The organism is Aeoliella sp. (genome assembly GCF_965227375.1).
Taxonomy (GTDB): domain Bacteria; phylum Planctomycetota; class Planctomycetia; order Pirellulales; family Lacipirellulaceae; genus Aeoliella.
On sequence record NZ_CBDDFX010000002.1, the window covers coordinates 2,622,651 to 2,648,814 of the forward strand.

Annotated in this window: 17 protein-coding genes and 1 pseudogene; 6 read left to right on the forward strand and 12 right to left on the reverse strand. The window is 59.1% G+C overall.

Going from position 1 to position 26,164, the window contains the following annotated elements:
• Nucleotides 1–31: 31 nt before the first annotated feature.
• The 4 genes and pseudogenes from ACQK2L_RS23255 (at nt 32) to ACQK2L_RS23270 (ending at nt 4,536) form a co-directional block, all read left to right on the forward strand.
• Nucleotides 32–1,531 carry a purine-cytosine permease family protein gene (locus ACQK2L_RS23255; RefSeq protein WP_425399443.1) on the forward strand — a complete coding sequence of 500 codons (1,500 nt, stop codon included), beginning with the start codon at nt 32–34 and terminating at the stop codon, nt 1,529–1,531.
• On the forward strand, nt 1,528–1,719 hold the full coding sequence (locus ACQK2L_RS23260; protein ID WP_425399444.1) for a hypothetical protein: 192 nt from the start codon (nt 1,528–1,530) through the stop codon (nt 1,717–1,719). The genes ACQK2L_RS23255 and ACQK2L_RS23260 overlap by 4 nt, the downstream gene beginning before the upstream one ends.
• Nucleotides 1,720–2,011: 292 nt before the next feature.
• Nucleotides 2,012–4,140 (forward strand): annotated as a pseudogene (locus tag ACQK2L_RS23265) (family 78 glycoside hydrolase catalytic domain); the annotation flags it as partial.
• On the forward strand, nt 4,141–4,536 hold the full coding sequence (locus ACQK2L_RS23270; RefSeq protein ID WP_425401120.1) for an alpha-L-rhamnosidase C-terminal domain-containing protein: 396 nt from the start codon (nt 4,141–4,143) through the stop codon (nt 4,534–4,536).
• A gap of 7 nt (nt 4,537–4,543) precedes the next feature.
• On the opposite strand, the gene ACQK2L_RS23275 is transcribed toward ACQK2L_RS23270, so the two are convergent.
• From ACQK2L_RS23275 to ACQK2L_RS23320, 10 genes are all read right to left on the reverse strand, one after another.
• Nucleotides 4,544–7,345: a glycoside hydrolase family 2 TIM barrel-domain containing protein gene (locus ACQK2L_RS23275; protein WP_425399445.1), complete on the reverse strand. Its 2,802-nt coding sequence runs from the start codon at nt 7,343–7,345 to the stop codon at nt 4,544–4,546.
• 50 nt (nt 7,346–7,395) lie between these two features.
• Nucleotides 7,396–9,228: a right-handed parallel beta-helix repeat-containing protein gene (locus ACQK2L_RS23280; protein WP_425399446.1), complete on the reverse strand. Its 1,833-nt coding sequence runs from the start codon at nt 9,226–9,228 to the stop codon at nt 7,396–7,398.
• 87 nt (nt 9,229–9,315) lie between these two features.
• Nucleotides 9,316–10,953, reverse strand: a complete 1,638-nt coding sequence (locus tag ACQK2L_RS23285; RefSeq protein ID WP_425399447.1) for a sodium:solute symporter family transporter — start codon at nt 10,951–10,953, stop codon at nt 9,316–9,318.
• A gap of 108 nt (nt 10,954–11,061) precedes the next feature.
• Nucleotides 11,062–11,847 (reverse strand): L-rhamnose mutarotase, encoded by a 786-nt coding sequence (locus ACQK2L_RS23290; RefSeq protein ID WP_425399448.1) that lies wholly within the window; start codon nt 11,845–11,847, stop codon nt 11,062–11,064.
• A gap of 11 nt (nt 11,848–11,858) precedes the next feature.
• Nucleotides 11,859–13,859 carry a glycoside hydrolase family 31 protein gene (locus ACQK2L_RS23295; protein WP_425399449.1) on the reverse strand — a complete coding sequence of 667 codons (2,001 nt, stop codon included), beginning with the start codon at nt 13,857–13,859 and terminating at the stop codon, nt 11,859–11,861.
• Between the two features lie 36 nt (nt 13,860–13,895).
• Nucleotides 13,896–14,699 carry a phytanoyl-CoA dioxygenase family protein gene (locus ACQK2L_RS23300; protein ID WP_425399450.1) on the reverse strand — a complete coding sequence of 268 codons (804 nt, stop codon included), beginning with the start codon at nt 14,697–14,699 and terminating at the stop codon, nt 13,896–13,898.
• Between the two features lie 167 nt (nt 14,700–14,866).
• Nucleotides 14,867–15,532 (reverse strand): hypothetical protein, encoded by a 666-nt coding sequence (locus ACQK2L_RS23305; protein ID WP_425399451.1) that lies wholly within the window; start codon nt 15,530–15,532, stop codon nt 14,867–14,869.
• A gap of 122 nt (nt 15,533–15,654) precedes the next feature.
• Nucleotides 15,655–16,551: a DMT family transporter gene (locus ACQK2L_RS23310; protein ID WP_425399452.1), complete on the reverse strand. Its 897-nt coding sequence runs from the start codon at nt 16,549–16,551 to the stop codon at nt 15,655–15,657.
• Nucleotides 16,552–16,752: 201 nt separating this feature from the next.
• The gene (locus ACQK2L_RS23315) at nt 16,753–17,712 is read right to left on the reverse strand and encodes a redoxin domain-containing protein (protein ID WP_425401121.1); all 960 of its coding nucleotides are present in this window, start codon (nt 17,710–17,712) and stop codon (nt 16,753–16,755) included.
• A gap of 233 nt (nt 17,713–17,945) precedes the next feature.
• Nucleotides 17,946–19,697: a hypothetical protein gene (locus ACQK2L_RS23320; protein WP_425399453.1), complete on the reverse strand. Its 1,752-nt coding sequence runs from the start codon at nt 19,695–19,697 to the stop codon at nt 17,946–17,948.
• A gap of 189 nt (nt 19,698–19,886) precedes the next feature.
• Between ACQK2L_RS23320 and ACQK2L_RS23325 the strand changes: the two genes are divergently transcribed.
• The gene (locus ACQK2L_RS23325; protein ID WP_425399454.1) at nt 19,887–20,342 is read left to right on the forward strand and encodes a potassium channel family protein; all 456 of its coding nucleotides are present in this window, start codon (nt 19,887–19,889) and stop codon (nt 20,340–20,342) included.
• Nucleotides 20,343–20,835: 493 nt separating this feature from the next.
• Here the strand turns inward: ACQK2L_RS23325 and ACQK2L_RS23330 are convergent, their stop codons facing one another.
• A complete protein-coding gene (locus tag ACQK2L_RS23330) occupies nt 20,836–21,906 on the reverse strand; it encodes a hypothetical protein (protein ID WP_425399455.1) in 1,071 nt (356 codons plus the stop codon).
• 293 nt (nt 21,907–22,199) lie between these two features.
• On the opposite strand from ACQK2L_RS23330, the gene ACQK2L_RS23335 reads away from it, so the two are divergent.
• Complete coding sequence (locus ACQK2L_RS23335) at nt 22,200–22,721, forward strand: hypothetical protein (RefSeq protein WP_425399456.1); 522 nt, start codon at nt 22,200–22,202, stop codon at nt 22,719–22,721.
• A gap of 24 nt (nt 22,722–22,745) precedes the next feature.
• Here the strand turns inward: ACQK2L_RS23335 and ACQK2L_RS23340 are convergent, their stop codons facing one another.
• Nucleotides 22,746–25,976 carry a BNR-4 repeat-containing protein gene (locus tag ACQK2L_RS23340; RefSeq protein WP_425399457.1) on the reverse strand — a complete coding sequence of 1,077 codons (3,231 nt, stop codon included), beginning with the start codon at nt 25,974–25,976 and terminating at the stop codon, nt 22,746–22,748.
• Nucleotides 25,977–26,164: the final 188 nt, after the last annotated feature.

A 26,164-nucleotide genomic window follows, 5' to 3' on the forward strand; every position in this document is an offset into this window, starting at 1 on the left:
AGTTAGCGGTCGTGACGGAAGGACTCTGTTCATGCCCAACTCTGAGCACTCTTCTATAGTCGAGCGCCTTGATGCACTGTACGAGTTCGATCGAGAACCCGTAAGCGAAGACAAGCTATACGGTTGGCGGACGTTTATCGCCATGTTTTCCAGTGAGCACATTGCAGGAACCGAATTCGTCCTCGGCCCGTTGCTTGTCCTGCATGGCGTGACTGCTTATGACGTGTTCGTCGGCTTGGCGGTCGGCAACGTGCTGGCGGTGTTGAGTTGGGTGCTCATGTGTGCGCCGATCGCGGTACGCGAACGGCTGACAGTGTATTGGCAAATTCGCCGCATCGCGGGACCGTATCTTACCGTGCTGTACTCGGGCTTGTTCGCGGTCATTCTCTGCCTGCTGGCAGGAGCGATGGTGAATGTCTCAACCACGGCAGTGGCAAACGTGGCTGGCGTCGAGAGTCCCAATTTCGTGGAGAACGAGTACGTCCCATCACTTCCCTGGATTGGCATCGCCGTGGGGGTAGGCGTCATTGTTGCCCTGTTGGCCGTACTGGGTTTCGAGCAACTGGCTCACTTTGCAAAAGTCGCTGCGCCGTGGATGCCGTGCGTGTTTCTCGCAGGCGGACTGGCATCCCTGGCTTCACTAGGAGTCGAAGGACCAAGCGATTTCTGGCGCGTTGCCAACGACAAGATTTGGACCGGCGTGCCGGAAGAAGGCGAGATCCACTACGGATTCTGGCACTGCGTGGGCCTCGCTTGGCTGTGCAACATCTCCCAGCATATGGGCATGGGCGACGTTACGATCTTTCGCTATGCCAAAAAGTGGCAGATGGGGTTTAGCTCCGCCTTTGGCATGTTTCTGGGGCACTACATGGCGTGGATCTGCTCGGGCATTATGTGCGCCGCGTTCAAATACGCGGAGATCTCAGCAGGCGTGGCTGAGCCGAACGTCAATCCCGGCAACATTGCCATGTTCTCCGCCGGGTACGCGGGACTGGTGTGCGTCGTGCTCGCCGGGTGGACCACAGCGAACCCAACTCTATACCGCGCTGGACTCGCGTTTCAGGTCGCGACGCCCAACTGGCGACGTTGGGCGGTGACACTCTTCGCTGGCGCGATCATGATCGTTGCCGCATGCATTCCTGCGGTGATCCACTATCTGGATCGCATCGTGGCCTACTACGGCTTGTTCTTTATGCCGCTGGGAGCGTTCATCTTCATCGACTACTGGGTGTTTCCCCGGCTCGGCTTGACTCCGTACTTCGCAGAACGCAAGCGGCTGCTCTGGAGTTGGCCAGCCGCTGTGGGTTGGCTGGGCTCATTCGCCATCTGCTTCCTATTGTACGCCAAAGATCAATACCAGGCATTTGAGTGGCTGAACAGCTTCCTCCCCGGATTTCTCGCAGGATACAAAGCCGACATGTTCCTGCAAGTGCTACCCGCTTGGGTGATCGCTGTGTCACTATACACCATCTGCAGTCTATTGCAGCAAATGACCTCGCGCGAAGACTACAACATGGAGAGCCAAGTATGACAGGCCCACTTTCGTCCGTGCTCAAGTTCATCGCCATTTTAGGACTGGTAGTATCCGTCGCTTCCGGAGTCTCCGTACTTACCGGCGCGATTAGCCACGGGACCTACAACCTGCTCATGGTGCTCGGCATGCTCATGTGGTTTGGGTCCGCCGTGTTCTGGATCAAATCACAACCGCTTGGCGAATAATCCGCACGATCAACTACCATTCGACTGAAGCTTGATGAGCACCCCATCCCGCGTGACCCACCTGCGATGCGAATACCTCGAGAACCCGCTAGGCATCGATGAACTACGACCTCGGCTAAGTTGGCTCTTGGAGTCCCGAAGGCGCGGCGCCCGGCAAGTTGCCTATCGTGTGACGGTGGCAAGTTCCGCCGAGACTCTCTCCGCTGGCGAGGCTGACCTGTGGGATAGTGGGCGAGTGGAAAGCGATCAGTCCACGCACGTCGAGTACAGCGGTGCGCCGCTCACCTCTCGGATGGTGTGTCATTGGCAAGTGACGATTTGGGACGACTCGGACAGCGAACTGACAAGCGCGTCTGCGCTGTGGACGATTGGCTTGCTCGAAGCGACTGACTGGCAAGCCACCTGGATCAAGGCCAATCCAGAAGTGATCGACCGCGACGCCGAAGCTAACCAGCCAACGGAACTGCAGCCTGGCACGCCGACCTTGTTTCGCAAGCCGTTCGCAGTTCCCAGTGGTGTTCGCCGCGCTACGCTCTACGCAACCGCTCGCGGGCTTATCATCCCGCGGTTAAACGGAGAGGAAGTGACGCCCGACAAGTTCCTGCCCGAGTGGACCGACTACCACAAGCGTTTGCACTACCGCACGTTCGACGTGACCGAACAGGTCCGCGAAGGCGAGAACGCACTCGCAGCGACGCTAGGAGATGGGTGGTGGAGCGGGTACATCGGTTGGCAAGAGACGCGCGGGCAGTATGGCACGCTCGAAAACAGCCTGCTAATGCAACTGGAAATTGAGCTGGAAAACGGCGAGCTGCTGCTGGTGCCCACCGATACTTCATGGAAATGCGATACAGGGCCGATTCTCGAGAGCGATTTCATGATGGGCGAGACCTACGACGCTCGTCGTGAACAGCCAGGCTGGGATTCCGCCGGGTTAGACGACTCCCAATGGCTCGACGTCCTCCAAGCCGATCCGCCACGCGTCCGCATTCCTGAGTTCGGGTTCTCTAACAATCAACAGGTCCAAACGGAACAGCCCTTGCCTTTGGTTGCACAGCGGAGCGAGCCAGTTCGAATAGTCGAGACGCTGGAGCCCATCTCAGCGCACCAGGTCGAAGGCGGAGGAACCGTATACGACTTTGGGCAGAACTTCGCGGGCTGGGTCGAGTTGACGCTCAGCGGCCCCGCCGGCACGCGGGTTCAATTGCGACACGCCGAGCGGCTCAATCCCGACGGCACGCTCTATACGGAGAACCTCCGCCGCGCCACCGCTACCGATGTTTACATACTAAACGGAAGCGGCACCGAAGTTTGGCAGCCGAGTTTCACATTCCACGGTTTTCAGTACTTGGAGATCACCGGACTGCCCGAGCCGCTTCCGCTCGACCAGGTGCGCGGCTGCGTGGTGATGTCCGACACACCACCGGCCGGCGAGTTCGAATGCTCGCACCCGCTGGTGAACCGCCTGTGGAAGAACGCGCTGTGGGGGCAGAAGGGCAACTTCCTTTCGGTCCCCACCGACTGTCCGCAGCGTGACGAGCGCTTGGGGTGGATGGGCGATGCGCAGATCTTCATGCGGACCGCGACCTACAACATGGACGTGGCCGCGTTCTTCACCAAGTGGATGACAGATATCGCCGACTCGCAGGACGTCGATGGCATTTTTCCTGACGTCGCACCGCGCTTGAACGAGGGCGATAACTTCATTGGGCTCGATGGACTCGGCGGCGCGGCCGGATGGGCGGACGCGGGGTGATCGTGCCTTGGACCATGTGGCGGGTGTATGGCGACCGCCGCATCGTCGAGCGGCATTGGGATTCGATGGTGCGATGGATCGACTGGCTCGAATCGACCAATCCCGACGGAATCCGCTGCAACCATTTGGGAAACAACTACGGCGACTGGCTGTGCATTCCCGCCGACACCACCTTTCGCACGCATTCCGAGATGAAAACCCTACTGGCGACAGCCTACTGGGCTCACGACGCGGCCTTGTTGGCACAATTGGCGCGCGTTCTCGATCGCCATGCGGAAGCAGATCGCTTCGAGGCGATGGAAGCCCGCGTCCGCGACGCGTTTCAGGGGAAGTGGCTCGCAGATGACGGGCGTCTCGCGGTCGAAACGCAAACGGCCTACTTGCTCGCCCTGGCGTTCAACTTGCTGCCTGAGGAAGCTCGAGAGCCTGCCGCTACGCAATTGGTCGCCTTGATCGAAAAGGAAGGCTGGCACCTGAGCACCGGATTCATCGGCATCAAAGAACTGAATCCAGTGCTCACGCTCACCGGCCACGCCGATGTTGCTGGGCGGCTCCTAGTGAGCGAGGACTACCCGTCTTGGCTCTACCCAGTGGTGCACGGCGCCACCACGATTTGGGAACGCTGGAACGGCTGGACCGCGGAAGAAGGGTTCTTCAATCCCCAGATGAACTCATTCAACCACTACTCCCTCGGTTCGGTAGGCGAGTGGTTGTATCGGCACCTGGCGGGCATCGAACTCGACACGGAATTCTCGGCATTCAAACGCTTCGTCATCAAACCTTACCCTACGGGCGGTCTGCGGCAGGCCAGCGCTAAGTATCGGTCGATACATGGGGTGATCGAAAGCCGCTGGGAACTGTCTGGCGAGCGCTTGATGCTGTTTGTTACGATCCCCGCCAACACACAGGCCACGGTACAAGTCCCGTGTGGTCCGGAGGTCCAGGTGCTGGAGAGTGGTCAGCCAGTGGACAGCTCCGAATGGATTCACTCACTGGGCCACGACGGTAGGTATGCCGTATTCGAAGTTGCCTCTGGCAGTTATGAATTCAGCATGGCGTAGCTACCCGTCATGGTGAAGAAGCATCGAAGAAGAAGCTCACTTTGCCTTCGTATCGTCCCTTAGCCTCCGCCAACTGCCCCATCGGCCCGGTGGAGTCGGCCGGCTTGAACTTGCTGCCCACGGGAGGAATGGCGTTGAGCAGAGCGACCCCGCACTCAGGCAGGGTGAAGCTGGTCTTCCCCCGCATCTCCTCAGGGGCCTGAGAAGGCAGCAACACTTGGACGAAGATGTCACGTTGGTGCGGTACCATCGTCACCCGCCCTTCGGTGGTTTGCAATTGCATCCAATGCACATTGGCAAAGCAACCCTTGAATTCCGGATACTCCCAACCGGAGTAGCCAGTGATGGTGTCGTTATAGTCGTTCTCCCAGACACCCAACGTCACGCCAGCGCGACGATTCTTCCACACGCGAAATGGTCCATCTCCCAACCACCGCTTTGATTTCACTTGCGATTCGGGATAGTCAAACGTTACGCCACAGTACTCCAGTGGGCCCTTTGCTGAGTACGCATACTCGCAGTCGATCCAGCCATCGCTGCGAACGGTCCAAGTCACACTTTGCAGCGCACCGGAGTACGCCGCTTTGATCGTTGCCACGCCTCCGGCGACGGAATGCGACAACGACTGCAGTTGTGATTCACCTGTGGTCGCCACCGGACCATCCTTGAACGAGAAAGCTACCCCGGCACGGGAGACATTTGCCAACATACCGTTCTGCTTGTTGAAACGGACGAGAAGGTCGCCAGTTGTGACGACAACTTGCCCACCCACGACCTTCACCTTTGCCGAAGCGTTCCTATCCGAGCGAATGTAGTCCTGCGGCTTCGACTCATGCACTGGCCACACCCAAGTCCAGAGTTCACGGCCACTGGGATCGTCCACCCGCACCGCCAGGGCGTCGGCCGAAGTAGATTCGCCTGGAAGGTCGAGCAGAAGCTCACCTGCTTCCCCCGGCGAGATTGTTGGCAAGGACATTTTTCCCGATGCAAGCACTTCGAATCCAGCAGTTCGATCCTCTGGCCGAGGGAGTCTTCGCAGCTGCCACGTGAGCGGACATTCGTCTGCATTGGTGAAGCTGTAGTCGTTTTGGATCGCCAAGCGATGACCATCGGCGAGCTGCAGTTGAATGGGCGACCATAGCTGCTGAATGGTGTAGAAGCTGGCCTCGCGCTCGCGGTAGGGCCCCACGATCCCGTCGGGCGCCTGGTTGCCCGAGCAGTCGACCGTGCCATCGGGGCGCCGGATGCCCTCGTCGAACAGGTTCCACAGGAACGCCCCGCCGAGAACCGGGCTCTGGCGCATCATGCTCCAGTAGTCTTCCAAGCCCGCGCCCGATCCGCCGTCGTACAGTCCGTGCAACATTTCGGTTGGCATGTAGATATACTTATTGGGGTCGTTCACGTCTTCCCACTCTTGGTACTCCTCTCCAGTTCCGTGCCGGGTAGGCGCACCGCGACTGGCGACGATCGCCCGCTCGTACTCCAAGTAGTGAGCCGTGTTAGTTTTCTTGTATGCCTCCCACGGATGCAGCACCTCGCGTTGCTGCGGATCGTACCAACCGAACACTTCGTCGAGCGAGAGGTTGTATCCTCCCTCGTTCCCGTTGTCCCAGAAGATCACCGATGGATGATTCACATCGCGAGTCACCATCTCTTCCACCAGCTTCCGCCCCACGTGCGTATCGTACGCCCAGTGCCAGCCGCCTAACTCGTCGAGTACGTACAATCCCAATTCGTCGCAGAGGTCGAGAAACTCGGTATCCGGCGGATAGTGCGACATCCGTACCGCGTTCATGTTCATCGCCTTGATCGTCTTGATGTCCAGTCGATGGACCTTCTTGCTAAGGCATCGCCCTGAATCCGGCCAGGTCGAATGGCGATTAACGCCCTTGAGGACAACGCGATTTCCGTTGACGTAGATTCCATCGTCGCGACGAACTTCAACCGTGCGGAAACCGAAGCGTTGAGAAACTTCATGCACCACTTCGTCTCCCCGCAGTAGGCGAAACCGCGCTTCGTACAAGTTTGGCTTCTCCGCCGACCACAGCTTTGGCGACCCGACTTTCCCCGCTACCCGTGTGGGCCCGTCCGCCGTGTATGCGGCAACGAACGCGTCTCCCACCGCCTCGCCTGCGAGCGTATAGACTTGTGCTTCCACACGTAGCGCAGCGTTCTCGGAAGCATTGATGGGCACCTCGGCCGCGAACGAGCCATCGGCACGAGCGTCGATTGCCACTCGTTCGATGAACTCGCTCGGAACGACCTCCAGATAAACCGGCCGGTAGATGCCACCAAACACCCAGTAGTCAGCCAGCCGCTCGGCCTTGTTAACAGATGCATTTGCGGAGTGCTTGGCCACGTCGACTTCCAGCAGGTTCTCTTCGCCTAGTCGCAGCAAGTCGGTGATCTCGTGAGAGAACCGGTAGTAACCTCCTTGGTGAGTGGGTCCGACAGTCTGCCCGTTGAGCTTCGCCGCGGCGTCGGTCATCACGCCTTCGAACACTAGCAATACACGCTTGCCTTGCCAACTAGCATCGGCACCGAAGCGATGCTTGTAGAGCCCACGCTCGTTGGCAGCCTCACCGACATCCTTCTTGTAGTTGAGCGTGCCAAATCCTTGCAGTTCCCACTGCGACGGAACAGGTATCGTCGACCACTCGCCCGAGTTCCGGCCCGAGGTACAGTAGAACTGCCAGTCGACCGTGTGATCTTTGTCGCGTCCGGACAGGTAGACGCGGTTGGTCTCCTCGCCAGCGCACAATGAGGCCACCGTGGCAGCGAGCACAAACAAGACAGCAGTTGATCGCATTGTAGAGTCCATCATACGCAGTTTCTGTCGAGCAGTTACCCAAGTTTCAATCAGTCGCTGGACGCGCGTTGGGCGTGCTGCAGCAAGTCACGATATTCGCTTTCTAGGCCTGCACGCTGCTGCACCGACTCGGAGACAGTCGGGCCGTTGTTTTCCCACACGTTCCCCGGGCCAACCGCGTTGGAGAGGAATCGCTCGGCAGGGCACCAGTTATTGCGCACGGTGATGTCCGACGATCCTTCGTCCAAGTACAGATAGAACCAGTGCTCCGCGTCGTGCACGTAGGGGCTCATCTTGATGCTGTGGATGTAGTTCTCTTCGATCACCGTTCCCGGCTGTGCCGAAAGCGTATAAACGCCGGCGGTATCCGACATGCGGGTGGCGATATGGTGAATGTGATTGGCCGCCACGCGGTTGTTTCGCATGGCGTTCGCGTCGCGGGTCCATCCCCAACCGAGGCTGATCCCGGTATACGACAGATTGCACACCTCGTTGTGCTCAACGACCACCTCCCGCCCGTAACCGATGCAAATGCCGACGCAGCCCCAATCCTCAGTGCCGCAGTCGGTCACCAGGTTGTTTGTAATCTTCTCGCGTTGGCAAATCACGCGCTCGTCGCTTGGATCGTAGGCCAGGTGCGTTTCAATGGCTCCCTCCTGGAACGAACCAAGTTGCAAGCCGTTGCCGCCGATGTCTTGGAACGTGCATCCTTGAACCAGATCGCCGTGCGTCGCCCAGCGAAGATCGAGTCCCGCCGACGCAAGGTGTTCGAATCGACAGCGATCGAAGACAATGTGATTCGCCCCTTCCACCAGTACTGCAGCCGGCGGCCGGCCGATCCAAGCTTGGTTGTCGAGGCTGCGCCACTCGGGCGTGCCCTTGGGCCGCAGCTTGTAGGCCTCGGTCAAGTACAAACCGGCCTGCAGCGGAACGTGCCCCTGGCGCGACGGACGTAGCCATGTGGTGTGCTGGAAACCGATACCGCGAAACGCCACGTGGCTGACAGGTCGGTCCACTGAGCCAGCAACCTCCACCAAACTCTCCAGGGCGGGCACAACCACCTCATCCTGCTGCAAGTCTTCTCCACCTCGCGGCCAGTAGTAGACTCGGCCAGCCCTGCGGTCCAAGTGCCACTCACCCGGCTGATCGAGTAGCTCGAGCGCACCAGAGAGAAAGAACGGCGCACCTTCAGGTTCCATTACCGGTGGCGGCCAAGGATGCTCGAACTCCAATCGACTCTCTGGCTGGTGGAAGCCGGCGAGAGACTGATTTGCGTCATTAACCAACGACTTGATGCGGAGGTTGGCAACCTCCCACATCTGTAGCAGCGTCATCTCCAGATCATCGGCGTTGTGATACGGCCCTGCGAGAGACCGGCGAATGCCCGCCACCCGGTCATCGCGTTTCCAAGCGGTGAGGCGGGCCATCGTCGGTGCGTCGGGTTCACGGGCGCGGGTGGCTTTCTGATTGTCCACCCACAATTGGCGAAACTCGAGCGCACGGCCATGAAACTCTGGTACGTCGGCAACCCATACGTGCCCCTGCGCTGTTTCTGACAAACCCGGCGGAGCCTCAGTCACTCGCCGCCAATCCGATAGAACCACTCCGCCACTGAGCACGGGGAACTCCTCGGGCGCGGCCTCGAATACCAAACGACCATCGGGCGTACCGGAATCTTCCGGACGGACGCAAAGTGGGCTGGTCAATCGATACACCCCACCGCGCAGGATGATTCGAACTCCGTCGGCGATCTCAGGACTCTTGAGTCGTCGCATCTCCCTCGCGCCGCGAAGCGCGGCCTCCGGCGAGGCGAACGGGCGCTCGCGAGTGCCGTCGCTAGTGTCGGATCCGTCGGGCGAGACCCACAACTGCACCTCGGCCATGGCACAAGGTGGGCAGTTACTACCCACTGCAGCCACAGCTGCTAGCAGCAAGGCGGTACGCATTGGCAATCGAGTGAACACGGCGACCTACATGACAAACTGAAAGAAGCAATACAAACTAACCATGATCACAGCCAACATTCCCCACCCGACTATGCCCGCGCCGCCCAAACCGTGCTGCGTGGCGTAGGCCTCGGCCAGCGAGGGAAGTGGTGTCTCAGTTTCACTATGCACCGTGGCGAGCGACACGGCAACCATTAACACCACCAGCACGGCAAACAACACAAAGGACTGCGTGAGAAAGTGAAGGCTACAGAAACGGATCACCAGTTGGGCAACAGGTGTGGTCGCCTCGCCGACCGATAGCAGCGAGTCAAAGTCGCTCAGGTTGGCGATCCCCACCGCTAGGCAAATCGCACTGCCAAGCACCAAAGTGGTTAACGCGGCAGCGGCCGTTGCCCGCCTCCAGAAAATGCCGAGCACGAAGACCGCTGAAATTGGCGGCGCCATGTAGCCAATAATCGATTGGAACAGGTCAAACAGATTCAGGTCGCCCGACTCCTGCGTATGCCTCAAATAAAAGGCGATCCCTACCGCCATCAAACCGGAAAGCAAGGTGGTAATGCGGCCCACCAGCTTGGCGTGATGCTGCGAGTGGTTGCGCGAGAGCCATCGCTGATGAATATCGAGCGTATAAATGGTACTGAACGAGTTGAGCCCGGAGTTCAGCGTCGACACCACGGCTGCTACCAGAACCGAGACGATCAGGCCCTTAAGGCCGTAGTCGAGGTATTCGTTGACGAGCAGGAGGAATACTTGCTTATCGTCGTCAATGCCCGGCAGCGTCTTGGCGGCGCAGATGCCCGGCACGAGAAAGATGAACGGCGGCAGGATCTTTAAGAATCCGCAGAATAGCGTGCCCCCCTGCCCTTGCCGCAGGTCGCGCGCACCCAACACCCGCTGCACGATGGTCTGGTCGGAGCACCAGAACCAGAGCGATAGGACCGGATAGCCGAGCAAAAACGCGTACCATGGTGTTGCGTCGCCAGCGGGGCGAAGCAGTTGCCAGGTTTGTTCGGCGGGGACCTTGGTGACCTCAATCTGGCGCAAAGCATCGAAGCCGCCAACATGCGACAGGGCGATGATGGACAAGATCGACGCCCCAACAATCATCAACACCGATTGAAACGAGTCGGTCACCATCACCGCCGCCAGCCCGCCGGCAATCGTGAAGCTGGTGGCCAGCACCGCAAGCAGCCAGATGCAAATGGCGATGTCCCAACCGAGCAGTTGTTCGAGTAGCGCACCGCCGGCAAACAGGGTGCCGCCAATCCAGAGCACTACGGTGCTGAACAAGGCGTAGAACGACATGAAGGTGTAGCACTTCCGCCCGAATCGCTTGTTCAGAAAGGCGGGCATCGTTGAAATGCCCGTCTTCATGTAGAACGGCACAAACACCATGCCCAACAGCAGCAGAAACACCCACGCCATCCACTCAAAGTTGGCCGCCACCATGCCGGTGGTGTAACCCGCGCCACATACAGCGATCAAGAACGTAGGCCCAATGTTGGTGCCGAAGATCGAGAAGCCCACATTGGCCCAGCCCATCGAACGTCCGCCCAGGAATAGATCTTCGCTCCCCCGCCGGCGATAGCTAACCACCCCACCAATCACCAGCAGCACGACGATGTACGTGAAGAACACCGCCAGGTCAAGCCACGACATATCTAGGTCGCCGCTCGCAAAGGCCAAGATAGGGGGAACGTAGTGCATAGAGGAGGTGAGTCGTAGTAAGCAACCCAAAGGCTGGGCGACTCGAATGCCAGGAGGAGTCTAGTTGTCATTCACTTTGCTTAGCGGCGCCCAAATGCCTTCGGTTGCATCGGGAAAAGGCTGCTGGCAGGCGTCGGTCAGTTTCCACCATCGCTGGCTGATGGGGTCCTGCTTGCTAGCCCGATCGTCGGCTGCCTGGTTGTTGCCCATATACTCCAGGTACAAGAACTCGACCAGTTTGTCGTTCAGCTCCACCATGAACACACTCAAATTGCGGTTGTTGCCCCTCACCACCTGATCGACCACGCCGGGCCACACGGTCTGGTGCAGAGTGCGGTACTCGCTTTCCTTTTCCGGCTTCACGGTGGTGCCAATCATCAGTGTGCTCGTCGGCTCACGGTCGACATCGAGGCCGCGAATGAAGTTGATCCACTCCATCTGCAGCCACCGCCGGCCATAGGTCTGAGCCCGGCGGTGCGAAGAAGTTGAATCTTTCCAGTCAATCGACTCGGTGGCCGCTTCAAATGCCTTGGCGGCTTCAAGATACTGGTTGTCGCCGTTGAAACTGAAATAGGCCACCGCGTACTGCTTGCCTTCGATCTCACGCGTGAAGAACTGCATGCTGCCGATGCCAGCAGTTTCGAGACGTGCGCGGACTTCGGCGGACTGGCAATCGCGAACCGCTTGTTGAAACTCAGCCTCCTTACCCGGCTCAACAATCGCCAACAGCCCTACATGCGTCGGCTTGCCAGAATGCAAATAGGCTTCGTACGGACCGAAGGATAATGCACGGGGCATGAAGAGGCAGAGCACTGCCACGAGCAAGAAAGGGACTTGGTATCTCATCACTCTCCAACCTATTGGATGGGAAGTTGCGATCCATCGCGGAGGAAAAGGGGGATTCGCTCGAGCGGCGCAGCGACTACTATCCGTTGGCCACCGGGATGCGTCTCGCTGGTCCACGCGTTGGTCCATTCGGCGCCGGCTGGCAGGTAAACCGAGCGAGTGTTCGCCCCCGATTCGAGCACCGGGGCAACCAACAAAACAGGCCCGAATAGGAACTGATCGTCGCACGTTACGGCTTGCTCGTCGTCGGCAAAGTCGAACAACAGCGGCCGCATCAGCGGGCACCCCGTTAGCGAGGCCTGCTTCATTTGCTCCATGATGTAGGGGCGGAGGCGTTCGCGGAACATCAGGTATTCGCGCAGAATTTCGTACGCCCGTTCGCCATAGCTCCATACTTCGTTCGGGCCGCCTTGGGTGGGATCGCTCGATTCGGGGTGATCCAGCGAACTGTTACGCCACCCATGCAGTCGAAATAGCGGGCAGAACGTTCCGTACTGGAACCAACGGACCAACAGTTCGCGAAAGCCCTCGTCCTCGACTTGCCCACCGAAGAAGCCGCCGATGTCGGTTGTCCACCATGGGATGCCGCTCATCGCCGTGTTCAGTCCCGCACGCACTTGCTGGCGGAGGTCGTCCCAAGTGGAGTGGATGTCGCCCGACCAGAGCGCGGCGCCGAGTCGCTGGCTGCCGGCGAACGCCGCGCGACCTAGCGTAACGATCTCCGTTTCGCCCTCGCTCTGCATCCCCTCGAAGAAGGCACGCTGCTGCTCGAAGGGATACATTCCAGCGACTTCTTGACCGTTGCCGAGGTGGTAGCGGAGGTTGCCGTGGTCGTAAGTGCTCATCTCCGGCTCGATCGCATCGAGCCACCAGATACGGATACCATACCGAAAGTAGTTCTCGCGCACTTTGTCCCAAAGGAACTCTCGAGCCTCGGGATTCGTTACATCGAGCAGCGCCGAGGTGACCGTGTGATCCACGCCCGAATCGGTGAAGTCGACCAAGCGGTTGAGCCCCTGCTCGGTCTCGACCAGCAAGCCGCGGCGGGCGAGTTCGGTAAAGTTTTCGCTATCCGGGTTCACGGTGGGCCAGATCGACACCATCAACCGCACGCCTAGCTCGTCGAGTTCGTGAACCATGGCCTCGGGATCGGGCCAGCACTCGGGATCGAACTTCCAGTCGCCCATCTTGGTCCAATGGAAGTAGTCGGACACGATCACCGACAGCGGCAAGCCCCGACGCTTATGCTCGCGGGCGACTTCCAGCAATTCCTCCTGCGTCTTGTATCGCAGCTTGCATTGCCAAAAACCGGCCGCCCACTCCGGCAACTCAGGCGGATGGCCGGTCAGGTTGGCGTATCGCTCGAGCACCTCGGCATAACTGTCGCCGGCCATCACCACGTAGTCGATCGCCCGCGTGGCCTCGGCCACCCAACGCGTGCGAGTGCGGCCGAGTTCCACCCGCCCCACCGCTGGATTGTTCCACAAGAGGCCATACCCGCGGCTGGAAACCATGAACGGAATCGAAACTTCGGAATTGCGATGCGTAAGCTCCAGTACGCAGCCCTTCTGGTCGAGCAGGCCATGCCGCCGCTGCCCAAGGCCGTAGATGCGTTCGTCTTCCCACGCGGTGAAGCTAGCCGTGGCATGCAACAGATCGCCGCCGACGGACTTGAACGTTCGCGAAGGCGGATGGTTCGTACGGTAGGCGATTTCTTCCAGTAGTGGCTCGGTCGCACCGTTTCTAAAGAACCGCACGCGTCCGCGAGAATCGACCGCAGCCGAGAGTCCGCCATTGGTGATGCGAGATTCGTCGACGCCTAAGTAGATTTCGGCTTTGGTCTCGGCCGGATCGAGCAACGTCCAGTCGCGCCGCGGCATCTCCGCAGCAATGGTCGAGCGGACTCGCAAACAATCCCGCCCCCAAGGTTCGATCCACAGAGTTTGCCCGCGCTGTCGCCAGACGAGTCGCTGGCCTTGCTGCGAGAAGTCGCTCTGGGAAGCCAATGTCATACGCTCGCCACTGCCGATGGATAGTCGCGTGAATTGCTACTCGGGGAAAGGGCCGTACTTTGCCGCCGAGTCTTCCATGTGGTCGTACACGTTCTGTCCGTCCGTAAGGAATGGCGTAGCCATCGCCCAGGGCTTGCCGTCGGGGCGGCGGATCGGCTCGCAACTGTACTGTGGCAGGTAAACGCGTCGCATGCGGTTAGTCTGGTTCGCACCGCTTCGGTGCAGGTTGTAACTCGTGAACGCCACAACACTGCCGGCCGGCACGATAACCGGATCGCCCGGGTCGTCGCCATCGTAGCCAATCACGTCGTTGGTGCCCGATTCGAGCGTGTGTTCCAGCAGGCAATCCTTGGTACCGCCACGCGAGTGCGGCAGTAGGTACACGGTTCCGTTTTCTTCGCTCACGTCGTCGAGCGTGCACCACACGGTAACGTACGGCTTGTGGTTCGCGCCTTTTTCGTAGTGCTTGACGTAACCGCTGTCCTGGTGCCAGCCGAACTTCATCCCCTGCTCGGCGCCTTTGACCACCCACTGTTCATGGAACAGATACACGTCCGGCCCAAGCGCCGCCTGCGCCACCTCGGCCATCAAGGGACTAAACAGAAACTTCCACATCCGCCGACTGAGCCGATAGCGGTTGTTGATGAAGTACCGCTTGCCACGGTGGCACAGATTGTCGACCTCCACTCCCTTGGCGTCCATGATGGAGTCGAAGTAGCCCAAGAAGTACGAACACTCCTCGCGTAACATCTCGAGCATGTCCTGCGGGATCACCCCCGGCAGGATCATGAAACCCTCTTCGTGGTATTGCTCGCGTTGGTCCTGCGGAACGACGCTCATCTCTTCATCCATTGTCTTAGTGACCGAACATACCGTGTGCGGGCCTGCATTCCCGCGAGTCTTTCACTCTAAGAGAATTCGTGGCGGTCGTCAGGGGAAAATGGGCCCTGTTTTCGGATACGGAGCGGACGTGCGGTGGCCAGTTTGGTCTGTGAAAGAGTTAGTTGTCAGCCCCGTCTACTCCCCCTTCGAGGCGACAGGCGAATCAGGCCGGCCAATCCTAATGCACTTGCCACTGCAAAGTGCAGAAGCAAACTTGGCTCTGGTACGCCGGTTGCGCGAACCATAGCGTTCCCATCGACACCAGGAAACGAGAAGTTCGGTTCCAGGTTGCTAGTGTCGATGTTGGGCGTAAGAAGTGTATAGGTTGCGCCCTGGAACATCGATTGGTCTGTTGAAATCGGCGTGGGACCTGCGGATAGATTTCGAACCAGTGCCGCGGCCAGGAAGTTGCCGGCGACTTCAGTGGGGGTGATTGGATACTCGACGAATGTATTGCTATCGGGATTGGTAATGGTTCCAGATTCTGACGTGAGCAACACCAAGTCATCCAACACCCCGTCGTTGTTGGGGTCGTCGTACAAGAGAACTTCAATCGGAGTGCCAACCGGTGCGTGGCCAGGATTGTTTGGCGACCCCCAGGCCACCGCGATAGCTGTTATCACGCTGCCGCCTGTCTTTGCTGTGAAGAGATTGCCGATGAACCCATCTGCCCCATCAAAACCTCCACGAACAACCTCTGCCGATCCGTCGTCGACAGAGTAGACGACTCCAGCATCACCCACGCCGGCAATTAAGAACCAAAGGCCACACACGGGAATAAGCACCTTCATCTTCTTCCCTCCCAACATAGACAAGTAGCAGGACGAGAGAGGCGAAAGCTCCTTGCCGTCACCTGATATTAGCATAACCCGCTCCAGTTGGAGTTCAACCAACTGAGCAACCTACAAACTATCTAGGCTTTCGTCGCTGCAGCGCTTGGGGCTGCAACAGGAGCCGGCGTGCGGCTGAATACCACCATGGCGCCGGCGGTGAGGAACAGCGCGCAAGCGGGGTAGAAGGTCCAGTTGGGTGGCGACTCGCCCAGAATGTAGTACCCCAGCACGCCCGCAAAGGCAAACTGCATCATGCTAGCCAGGCTGACGACCTGCCCGCGGATGTATCGCATGGCGTTGCTCAACAGCGAATGACCAATCACTGTTGGGATGAGCGCCAAGGCAAGCACTAATGGCAATTCGCGAGCCCAATCGACCTCGGCATCGCTCGCCACAAATGGAACAGCAGCAAACGCGATTGCCGCCGCGTAGTAGTACAACGGAACCACGTACAGCCAGATGGTTGGATGCTGTCGGTACCGGCGGGCCAGCGCCAGGTAGACCGCCAACAACACCATGGCGGCCAGGCAAATAACATCGCCACGGAAATGGTCGGCGCTCAGATGGAAATCGGCAAAAAACAACAACATCAAACCAGCGAGGGTGATCCCTGTCGCGGCCAACTCTGTGCGGTTTATCTTCTCGCTGGCCAACCAATAGAGCAAAAACGGCATCGCCACCGGTGCGAGGTTCACCAACAAGATGGCGTTAACCGACGTGGTGAGTCGCGCTCCCACGATCCAACCAAAGAAGTGAATCGCCAGCACGACTCCCGGAATCAGCGGAGTGATAAAGTGCTGCCGAGTCAGCGTATCGCGGTGCTTGCGAAAGTCGCGAATGAAAAGTGGCGTCAACACGACTGCGGCAATCGAGAGCCGCAAGGCAGTGAGCAAGAACGGGTCAATGTGCGACTGCTTGATCCACAGCACCGACGTCGAGCAAGCGAAGACGCCAAGCAAGAGAAGAAACGACTGCACTAGTGGATACTCGGATCTCGCGATGCAAAACACCTGGCCAAGGGACGACAGTCCTGCACCTTAGCAAAAAGAAATGTGATCGCAAGCTCTGTGGCAATCAGCGGCCACGGCTTCACCGCAATCACAGGGAAGGAACAAGTCGCGAACACAAAAACCGGTACTCAAGAACTCCAAAACCGGTGTGCAACTAGCGCCTCACAACTATTGGCGCGACAGTTCCTCAAGAACCACGAGCTGCTCCGCACGTCTACGTGAGCCGGGATCGAGCGAAAGCGCTTTGCGCTGGGACACAAGAGCCGCTTCAAGGTCCCCCGAGAGTTGCTCCGCGCGGGCGAGAACCGACCAGTACTCGGCGTCCTCCGGCCGTAGATCGCAGGCGCGTTTCGCCGCGCTGACTGCGAGTGTCGCGTCGCCGGGTAGAACGTGCTCTGAAATGTAGGCAGCTGACATCGCAAGCCTGGGATGATCGTCCCAACATTCATCCACTACCTCCTCCATAAGCACCACGGCACGATCTTTCAAACCCGCTCGGCGTAGGTAACTTGCTTTGACCATCTTGGGTTCCGGCATCCCGGGGCGATCGGCAATGATCGTGTCCAGGATTTCGAATGCCGTATCCCAGTCTTTCTCCCGCGCTGCTTTTTCGATCTTCTGCCGATCTTTGGCTACTTGCTGAATCATCTTGCGCTCTCGCGCCAGCGTCAAACGATAGGCGTCGCGGTTCCAGTTGCCCTCGAGCACGGATGCCAGCACCACAGGCAATCCAGCCGGATCTCCCATCCACTCGATCCGGCCGTCTTGGCCGATGATGAACGAAACTGGCACGCGCGGTGCTCCGCTGCCGCGAACGTAGCGGTTGGACGTCACGCTGTTGTTGTCGATCGCCACAGCAAAGTCGAACACACTCTCCCGCCTTTGTCCGTAGTCCCCCTCACTCTCCAGAAACCGCTGGAGCGTCTGCTTGGGTTCCGCCGTGATGGCGATGATCTGGACGCGGTCTTTGTAGCGCTGCTGAAGCTCGGTACGCCGTGCCATCTGTTGCACGTACGGCTGGCACCAAGTGGCCCAAAACTCGACGACGATCACATTGGAGTCGCCGAACTTGGGCGTATCACCAACGAGGCATTCGGCAACTGCAAACGGAGGAGCCTTGTCTCCCACGCTCAACAAAGGCCTCTCCGACTGAAGCAACTCATAGGGTTGAGCACCGTTGGGATTTTGCCCCCAAGCAGGCGCACCCGCGAAGGCAGTCATGGCAAGCAACAGACCACACGCGGCAATGCAAGATCGTTTTATGCTTCGCTTGTAGCACATATTTAGTCTTGAAGGAGAATCACGCTCATCCGAAATCACAGTGTTCACATGGCACGCGTGCGGATACGTCAGATCCGCATCTACAATGCGTACTTATCGTTCAGGTACTGCTGCACCTTCGTCCGCTCGTCTTGCGAGAGCGCGGAATTGTAGACAATCACCTCGGCAATATCGCCGCAGAACTTCCAGACATGCGGAACGTTGTGACAACCAATATAGGGTTCGACTTTGGCGCTGGCCGGCTGCTGGGCATCCGCCTTACCCTGGCTGCTACCATTAACGAACAGTTCGGCTGCGTTTTCGGAGTGAGCATAGCGATAACACAACGACACCGGTTCGTCTTCCGCTGGTGCCGGAGCGGTGATCAGCCCACAGTTCGTAGGTTGACCTGCCGCACCAGCTCCGAACGACAACCGCGTTCGCAGCTCATTGCTACCATGCAGCTGTTCGACTAGCACCGTCGGCGAGCCCACGAGTTGGAACAGTTGAGCCCGACTGGTTCTCTCCGGCAGTGGGCTTTGGCCATAGGGCGAACCGTGAGAATCGAAGACCATGAAGATCGTCAGGTCCTCCTGCGTTTCAAGCGGCGAGACATTCATGCCCGTGGAGATTCCGTCGAACCTCAAGCATGGCTTCCCGTTCAGGCCATTGGCTATCCACAGCGGCTTGGCAAAGTTCTTCACCTGCCAGGCGTTTTCCGCTTTCTGATTGTCACCTACCAAGATGTCTCCCCACGCGCTGGCCGCCAAGAAGCGATCACCTTCGTTGCGTGGTCCTTTGCGAACGTTGCAGTCGGCCGCTAGCCACAGGGCGAGCGAGCGATGTACTTGCAGGTCCGGCATCGTGAACGACTCGCCAACCTGCTCCAACGACCGACTGAAGGCCTCGGTGGGCGCGGCCAACGACTGAGGTTCAGCAGCCTTACGGTCGTACCGCACCGTTTGATCCTCTAGCAGGCTCACCGGTTTGGTGCGAGGTTTGCCTTGTTCGTCGAGACGTTCGACCGTTACTTCTCCGTCGAACACGTGCACTTCGGCATCGCCCAGCTCTTCCACCCGCAGGCCGAACGAAGTGCCATGATCGACGAGCCGAGTCTCGGGCGCATTAACGGCGAACCCCTCCGCTCCATCCGGAACGTCGGCCGAAAGTGTGCCGAAATGCAGGTAGCCGCCGTTAGGTTGGTCGGTGGTATAGCGGGCGGGCCCTTGCAGGATCACGCGCACGCCAGTCTTGTACTGGAATTCGATAAGACCGCTATCGATCTCCAGTGTCTGTCCGAGCCGTAGCTTCGAGGAAGACTCCACCGCCCATCGTTCGTCGCTACGAACGCAGTCGACCTTGCGGGTGATCCACGCGACGACATCGCTGTCGCCGCTCTCGATGGGACTGTTCTCATTGGGCGAGAAGTCCTGCGGCTGCTGCTGGGCCACTTGTTGGGCTGGCTGCGAACCGCCATCCATCCAATGGCGCGCGCCCAGCGCACCGAGCACCGCCGCAACACTGGCGCTGAGCATCAGCGCGGCCGCGATGGTCCAACGGCTCCATTCCCGTGCGGCCGGCTGCTCCTTGGGTCGGCGGTTAACCGAGGGGGCCGCGTCGGCGGGCGTACCTTGTGCGATGCCGAGTTGGTCCAGCACCTGTTGCTGAGCTTCCTCGGACGACATCCACTGCAAGTCGGCGCATAGGTGCGTGTACTGCACATAGTACTGCCGTGCTTGGGGATCGGCGAGCAACTCGTCCAAACGTTGGGAATCGGCAGGCGTGAGGTTCCCCTCGCGCAGCAAGGAAAGCAACTTGCGAAGTTCTTCCGGTGGAGTGTAATTCGTGTTCATGAATGTCCCTCTGCGCTTGTCCTGCGCGTCACGCATTCGAAAAGGCTGTCGTGAATCCTGGTCAACGATTTGTATACTGGGCGTGCTGGCCGCACAGGCGAGCGGACGCGCAGGAACAATCGGCAACGCCCCCTCAGCCAGCAGGTTTAGCTGCTGGGACTTGTGGCCGCCACTGGAAAGGAATGGAAGATGCTATTCTTCTCGATCTTGCTAGCCTGCGGGTTGGTCGTGAACTGCGTTTCGATTCACTACGAAACGTTGCGACTGCTCACGCGGATGTCGCGAAAACAGAAACGGTGGTACTCCAATCGCTTCCGCGCTTGCCTGCTGGTGCTCGGCTGCATGGCAGCCCACGCAATGGAGGTAGTCCTTTTCGGATTGGGGTTTCAACTGATTGAATTCGTAAACCAGGGATCGGACCTGCACGGTTCGACTCCCGACACCTTTAACTGCAACTACTATTCGCTGGTCGTCTATACCTCGATTGGCTTCGGCTACGTGGTGCCCGTGTCGCGCGCCATGCGGATGTTGACCGCGTTCGAAGGCCTGACCGGCGCGATCCTCATCGCCTGGACAGCTTCGTTCATGTTCTTTCACATGCAACAGTTCTGGAGGTTTGAAGAAGAAAACTCCCCTTCCAGTTGAGAACCGCAGCATGCCCGCGTGAATGGACGCCGCCCCACTCTCGACGACTAGCCCACAAGACGTTTTGGTCCACCTGGTCCATTACTGCATTTGCCCACTTTCATAAGTCGTTACTTGCCAGCGGCTTACGGTTTCGCCCACCCTGAGTAGTTCCCCGATTTCGATCCGTGGTACCAAAACCCCGGCCACGGAAATACCCACCCGCTGACGTAAGTCGTTTTGCGACAGCGAGTTACTACAACCACCCCACCGGGACGCCCGCGGAGTTTTGTCCCTGGTAGTTTTACGGGAGGACAAAACCCGCCAACAGTGATTCAACAGGAACGTGCGGCCAGCGAGTCACCTCACCGCAGCCGGCACCCAGCCGACTGCGCATACCGCCCCCCGCCAACTGCGAAGCAGCCTTCCTCATTAGATCAAATCCGAGAGCGGATTCTACGGCGATTTTTTTACAGCCGGGATTTTGAGGGGAATAGAATTCGCCAAGGTGCCGCTAGATTTCCACGTGCATCACTCCGCCAACTTCGTCGAAGTGACCAATCTTGAGCAGCACGCCGGGCGCGTCAGGCATTTCGGCGACGAACGCCGGGTCGCACACCAGCACCGGTGTCGAAAGGTAGAGACCCAGCGACGTGAGGTACGACACGGTGAGCGACAACGCGACGAACCATGGCACCGCGCCAGCCGCCATTTCCAGTAGTTGCTGGCGTTTGGCCCGCGACAGTTCTTGCTCGATGCAGTACTGATCGATCACCTCCCGGCGGTCGAGCGGGTTGGTCAATTCGAGCATGTCGTCGAACGTGCAAGGCGTCGTGCGGCACTTCTGGTAGGTGCGCGCGGCGCCCATGGCGGTCTTGCGACGTTTGAACTCCAGCCTCGCTTGCAGCGCGTCGATCTGCTTCTGCCGGCGTTGGACGTAGTGGTTCACGACCAGCCGTGGCAGGGCCAGTGCGGCATTGCCCACCGACGCGATTGCGTGCGTCGTACGTTGGAACACGGCCTGGCGGCGGTACTCGGCAAACACTTCGGCTTGGATCTTCTCGATCGCCCGATTCAGATCTTCGCGGGTGGTGAGAATTAACTCGTCGCCCGACTCCACGCACAGCGGCTTGAGGTAGTAAACCTTCACGCCCCGCCGCTGCCCCGGCCCGGCGAGAAACTCCTCGAGCCGCGTCTGCACACACGCGGGCACGGTGTCTTCAATCGTATCGAAGTCCTTCTGCTCGGTAACACTCACCAGGAAACGGCCCTTGGGCAGTCGGATCGAAGGCGCCAGCAAGTCGATCTCGCGAACCTGAGTGAACTCCTGCCGATGCTTGGCTTCCACCGCATCCCACCGAGTTTCCTGCGAGGCAAACGGCCGCGTCTGGCGGATCATCGTCTCGGCGAGGGCCGCGTTTTGATCCTTCGGCGGCACCCAAATCGGCTCGCCAACCCAATGCCCGAACGGCTCGAGCTGTTGTTCGAGCGTAAACGGTTCGCTGGTCGCCGGGTCGAGAATCGAAGGCCGCACCGGGCGCGTTCGAGATCGAGCAACTGGCTGACGATGCATCGTGGTGGGCATGTGACGGCTCCAAAATGAGAGAAATCAGGCTACCAAACTCGATTCGCGCTAGCAGCCGGAGGGCCCCGGCCAAATAGCGGGAAAACCCCGCTCATACGCGTTCGCTGTTCAGCACCCGATTTATTCGCCCCGGGCGAACACTTCTTGGAACAAACCAATTGTTAAAATGGGCAGCTTGAAACCAGTTTCGATTGCATGGTGACCATTTTATAACCAAGGTATGTGACGCAGGCTGGGCCAACGTCCTTTCTCGCTTCCGAACACAGATGCAAAATTCGCCTCACACCGTGAACTTGAGAATCGCAACCGGCTGCTTGACGGCATTCGCTGTACTCGGTTTCGTTATAATTCTCAGCGGCCTTACGCTTGAACTGTATGTGTATGAGCGATATGAGGCTGCCATTCGTGACTTCCCAGCCGTTATTAACGGTTGGTGGCTGGTTGGTATCGGTACCGTTTTTGCCGCAGTATTTGCTGTCGCCCGCTTTGATCCACGCAGCATACTGACTATTGACTCCTCGGGCATACGAGCCCCAAGACATGGCGTAGAGACTCCGATTGGTCACATACGAAGCATTAGGCTTCTGAAGGACGAGGAGGAACGCTTAGCCTTCATCGCTGTAGACGTGACTAATCCGGGCATAATTCGAGGTGCAGACAAACCAAAGAACCGATATAAACTCGAAGCACTGCACCTCGACGCCAATACGATACCCTTCTCACTGGCTTTTCTCGTCTTCGACGAGCAAGAACTCGTAGCAGCAATCGATGAATTGAACGCGATGATTGAACGAACGCACGTAAACGACACATAGCAACCGGATAGGTCGGATCGCGACTCACAATCGCTTCAGCAGCGAAGCGACAACCATCGCCAGCAGGTACACCGAGGAGGGTTCTGGTACAGCGGTGATCTGTTCTAGCCCATCTCCGGACATCGACTTACCGAAGTTGGATCGCCACAGCAAGTAGTCGGCGGCGTCTACCAAGTTGTCTTGGGTGCCGTTGCCAGAGAGCACGGCGGCGTCCTCCGTGGCGCCCAGGTGGTTTCGCCACACGGTGAAGTCAGCGAGGTTCACGAGTCCGTCGCCATTGAAGTCGCCTTCGAGACGCATCGCGACGGAAATCGTTCCGTCCAATGGAAGACTGGAAACATCCCAGCGAAGTCCGGCCCCCAGTTGTGGCAACTCGTAAGTGTCGAAGTCCCCCAGGGCGGACTGAAAGTCCAAGAGATCAAAGTCGTCGCCAGGCACGGGAGCGGGACTTCCTTCCGCCAAGGTTACCTGCAGTGTACCAGCCAGACTGGCAACTCCGTTAACAACGAGCCTGTCGTGCACTTCGCTCGTGCCGATGTCCAGGGCAAGGATCGCACTCGCACTCTGCGTGTAGTCGCCATCGACCGTGAGCGTGGCACTACCTGTGATCACGGTAGGCCCAGGTGGAAGCTGGCTGTACGAGATATCGTCGACGTAGGCGTTCAAATCGGCGTGGTTATTGGACAACGTCATGAAGGTGACCAGGTCGTTGTCCGAGGGGCCGTTTCGGAAGGCGAAGTCGTCGGCAAACTTGATGGCCGTAGCAATGCCATTCGGGTCGCCGCCTGTCGAGTAGTAGGCATCGTAGGTATCCGAGTCGTTGTCGACCACTAGCCAGATGTCGTACCAGGTGTTTGCGTCGAGGCCGGTGACGAGTTGCTGGAAGGTGCCGCCGTTGCGTGCGCCCAGCGTGGGTCCACCGTTGTTAACCAATGCGACTTGCACCTCGTATTCGCCGTATGAGAAGCTGTCGCCGGAGGCAACGTCCGACAAACCATAGGACACGTCGGGAGACGCGTCGTCGGTGCGGATTCGGAAGTAGTACGTGCCCGATTCCCCATTGGCGATGGTTGGTGCGGTCCGGGTTGCGCCACGCTGCCCCGCGCCCCAGCCAACCGCAAGGTGTTGCGTGGAGCCATTGTCTTGGATGGCCACCAACCCAGTTCCGGCATCGTTATTCGTTGTCCATGGGCCACCGTTCAGTTCGAACGCGCTACTGCCAGCGGGGTGCGCGTTGCCGACCGAATAGCTCTCGAAGTCGTCAACGAGGTTCGCCGCTCCACCTCCCGGTATGACGGTCAAACCACCCTGCCCCACTTGGATGACCGTTCCGGGCTGGGCGTTGAGGGCGCCAGCGATGGTTCCCGCTCCGGCAACCGTCGAGTTGCTGGCGGTGAGGCTGCCTTGGAAGGATGCGTTGGAGCTCAACTCGACGGAGGAGTTGTTTGTGGCGACCAGGTTCCCATTCACGCTGCCCTGGATCGTCAGTTCCTGACCATTCAGCGAGTACGCTCCGCCAGCGGCCGCCGTGGTGTCCAGGGTGCCTTGCCGCCCGACTTGGATGGACGGAGTGCCGGAAAGCTGCGCCGCGCCGGACAGGGCGAGCGTGCCGCGGACAATCTGAGTTTCGCCGGTGTACGTGTGATTGCCACCAGCGATGGCAACGTTGCCACCCCCGATGACCCGCAGATTGCCGGAGCCCGCAATGCCCGCGCCGGTCACGGTGTAGCTCGCACTGGAGTTGCTAAACGCAACGCCCATTGGAGCGAGCGGCGCGGCGAGGTGCACCTCGTAAGAACTTGCCGAGTCGTCGAACGCGACTTCATCTCCGTCGCTGTACACTTCGACCGTCCCGCCGCCGCTGTCCCAATTGGCCGTGACGCCCTGGTCCCAGGCGGTGGGATTCGTGGCGTCGCCGCGCCATAGCAGGGACTTGGGATCCGTTGCTGCAAACGACAGACCGACGATTTCGGTATCCCAGTTGGTATAGCTGTTGTAGTTGCCCCGCATCCAGGTGACGGCCGTGTTCTGACCGTTCCACTCGGGTACCACCGGGCGAAGGTTGTCGATGGTGGAGTTCTCCGTAATTGGCGTCCAGGTCCACGACTTGCCAAAGTCGCTGGTAAATCCTTCGTACAACTCGTACTTGTCGGTGCTCGACTCGTCTCGTGGATCGATCGTCGACGACATGTACACGACATTGGGATTGCTGGGGTCGACGGACGCCAGCCCTGTATAGTCGGATTCCGCCGAGTAGAGGAAAGCGCCCGCCTTGGCCATCTCGTTGACTTGCCAGTTCGCTCCGTCGAAGCGTGCGTAGAAGAACCGATGGTCTTGATTGCTGTCGTTGACGCGAGCGGAGAGAATGCCGACGGGGTTGCCTGTGTTGTCGATCTCCAGGTTGATGGTCCAGGCGCGATTCATGGTGACACCATCGAACTGCGACCCGTTCTCGAACACCCGCGAGAGCGACGATGGCGCGACACCATTGGCGTCGAACAGATCGCCATCGATGGTGGTTCCGTCGCTGTTGTACAGCACGCCGTCCTGAACGTAGCCGTGATAGACGCTGTTCTGGTAGTTGCGCGGATGGCGCTCGGTGGCGATGAAATGAATCTTCTTGCCGTCCGATGCGTAACGCAGGTAAGGTCGGTCCCCTCCCCCACCTTCCGTGAGTAACTTGCCAGCGTTCGTCCACGTGGTGCCGTGGTCGTTGGAGATCTGCACGTTCGGATCGTAGTTGACGGTCCTGGTGAAGTTGTACGTGCGACCAGCTCCATTGTTGTCGTCCGGCAAATAATACGTGTTGTTGTAAGTGGTCCCGGCGCCGTTGTTGAGCGTTTGTTCTGGCCCCCAGCTTGTCGCGTCGTGTGGATTGGTCGAGATTCGCCAGCGCGTGAGCGGGTCGGACCCGTGCTCGGAGTACATCGCCAGATAGCGACCATCTGGCCGAATGTAGAGCGCAGCCGAATTGTGATCGTCCTGCTGAAGCTGGTTGTGCAACTCATACGAACCCTGCACGCCAGTGTTCAGGTCTCGCCACAACAGATCGATGTCGCCGTTCTCGGGGGCGGAGCCAGCGGAAACAGAGCTGACGAGCAATCGCGGGTTGCCCGGATCGCTGTTGTCGACAATAGCGCGCTCGTCCTCGAACCAACTCCATACGCCGTTCGGCGCGGTGGACGTGTTGGTGAGCGTGAATAGCGATCCCGCAACGTCATCCACCGCGCGGGCGGGGGAAACGCATAGCAGCACGGCCGCTGTCCAGCAGAACACTCTCTGTATGGTTGGAAAAGCCTTTTTGCAGTGGCGTTTGTCTCGTTGCAGCGTCTCTCTCATCGAATACTCGAGTGTTGTGAATCAGTTGCGTCTTGCTTGATCGACGAGCAACAAAAAACCCCGCCAGGTGCATGCCTTGCGGAATGCTGCTGGCGGGGTTGTGT

Coding starts and splice junctions, on each gene's coding strand:
- ACQK2L_RS23325 (WP_425399454.1), top strand. CDS start 19,887: ATGCTATTCTTCTCGATCTTGCTAGCCTGCGGGTTGGTCGTGAACTGC.
- ACQK2L_RS23295 (WP_425399449.1), bottom strand. CDS start 13,859: ATGACATTGGCTTCCCAGAGCGACTTCTCGCAGCAAGGCCAGCGACTC.
- ACQK2L_RS23270 (WP_425401120.1), top strand. CDS start 4,141: ATGAACTCATTCAACCACTACTCCCTCGGTTCGGTAGGCGAGTGGTTG.
- ACQK2L_RS23285 (WP_425399447.1), bottom strand. CDS start 10,953: ATGTCGTGGCTTGACCTGGCGGTGTTCTTCACGTACATCGTCGTGCTG.
- ACQK2L_RS23305 (WP_425399451.1), bottom strand. CDS start 15,532: ATGAAGGTGCTTATTCCCGTGTGTGGCCTTTGGTTCTTAATTGCCGGC.
- ACQK2L_RS23260 (WP_425399444.1), top strand. CDS start 1,528: ATGACAGGCCCACTTTCGTCCGTGCTCAAGTTCATCGCCATTTTAGGA.
- ACQK2L_RS23300 (WP_425399450.1), bottom strand. CDS start 14,699: ATGAGCGTCGTTCCGCAGGACCAACGCGAGCAATACCACGAAGAGGGT.
- ACQK2L_RS23330 (WP_425399455.1), bottom strand. CDS start 21,906: ATGCCCACCACGATGCATCGTCAGCCAGTTGCTCGATCTCGAACGCGC.
- ACQK2L_RS23280 (WP_425399446.1), bottom strand. CDS start 9,228: ATGGCCGAGGTGCAGTTGTGGGTCTCGCCCGACGGATCCGACACTAGC.
- ACQK2L_RS23275 (WP_425399445.1), bottom strand. CDS start 7,345: ATGCGATCAACTGCTGTCTTGTTTGTGCTCGCTGCCACGGTGGCCTCA.
- ACQK2L_RS23290 (WP_425399448.1), bottom strand. CDS start 11,847: ATGAGATACCAAGTCCCTTTCTTGCTCGTGGCAGTGCTCTGCCTCTTC.
- ACQK2L_RS23255 (WP_425399443.1), top strand. CDS start 32: ATGCCCAACTCTGAGCACTCTTCTATAGTCGAGCGCCTTGATGCACTG.
- ACQK2L_RS23320 (WP_425399453.1), bottom strand. CDS start 19,697: ATGAACACGAATTACACTCCACCGGAAGAACTTCGCAAGTTGCTTTCC.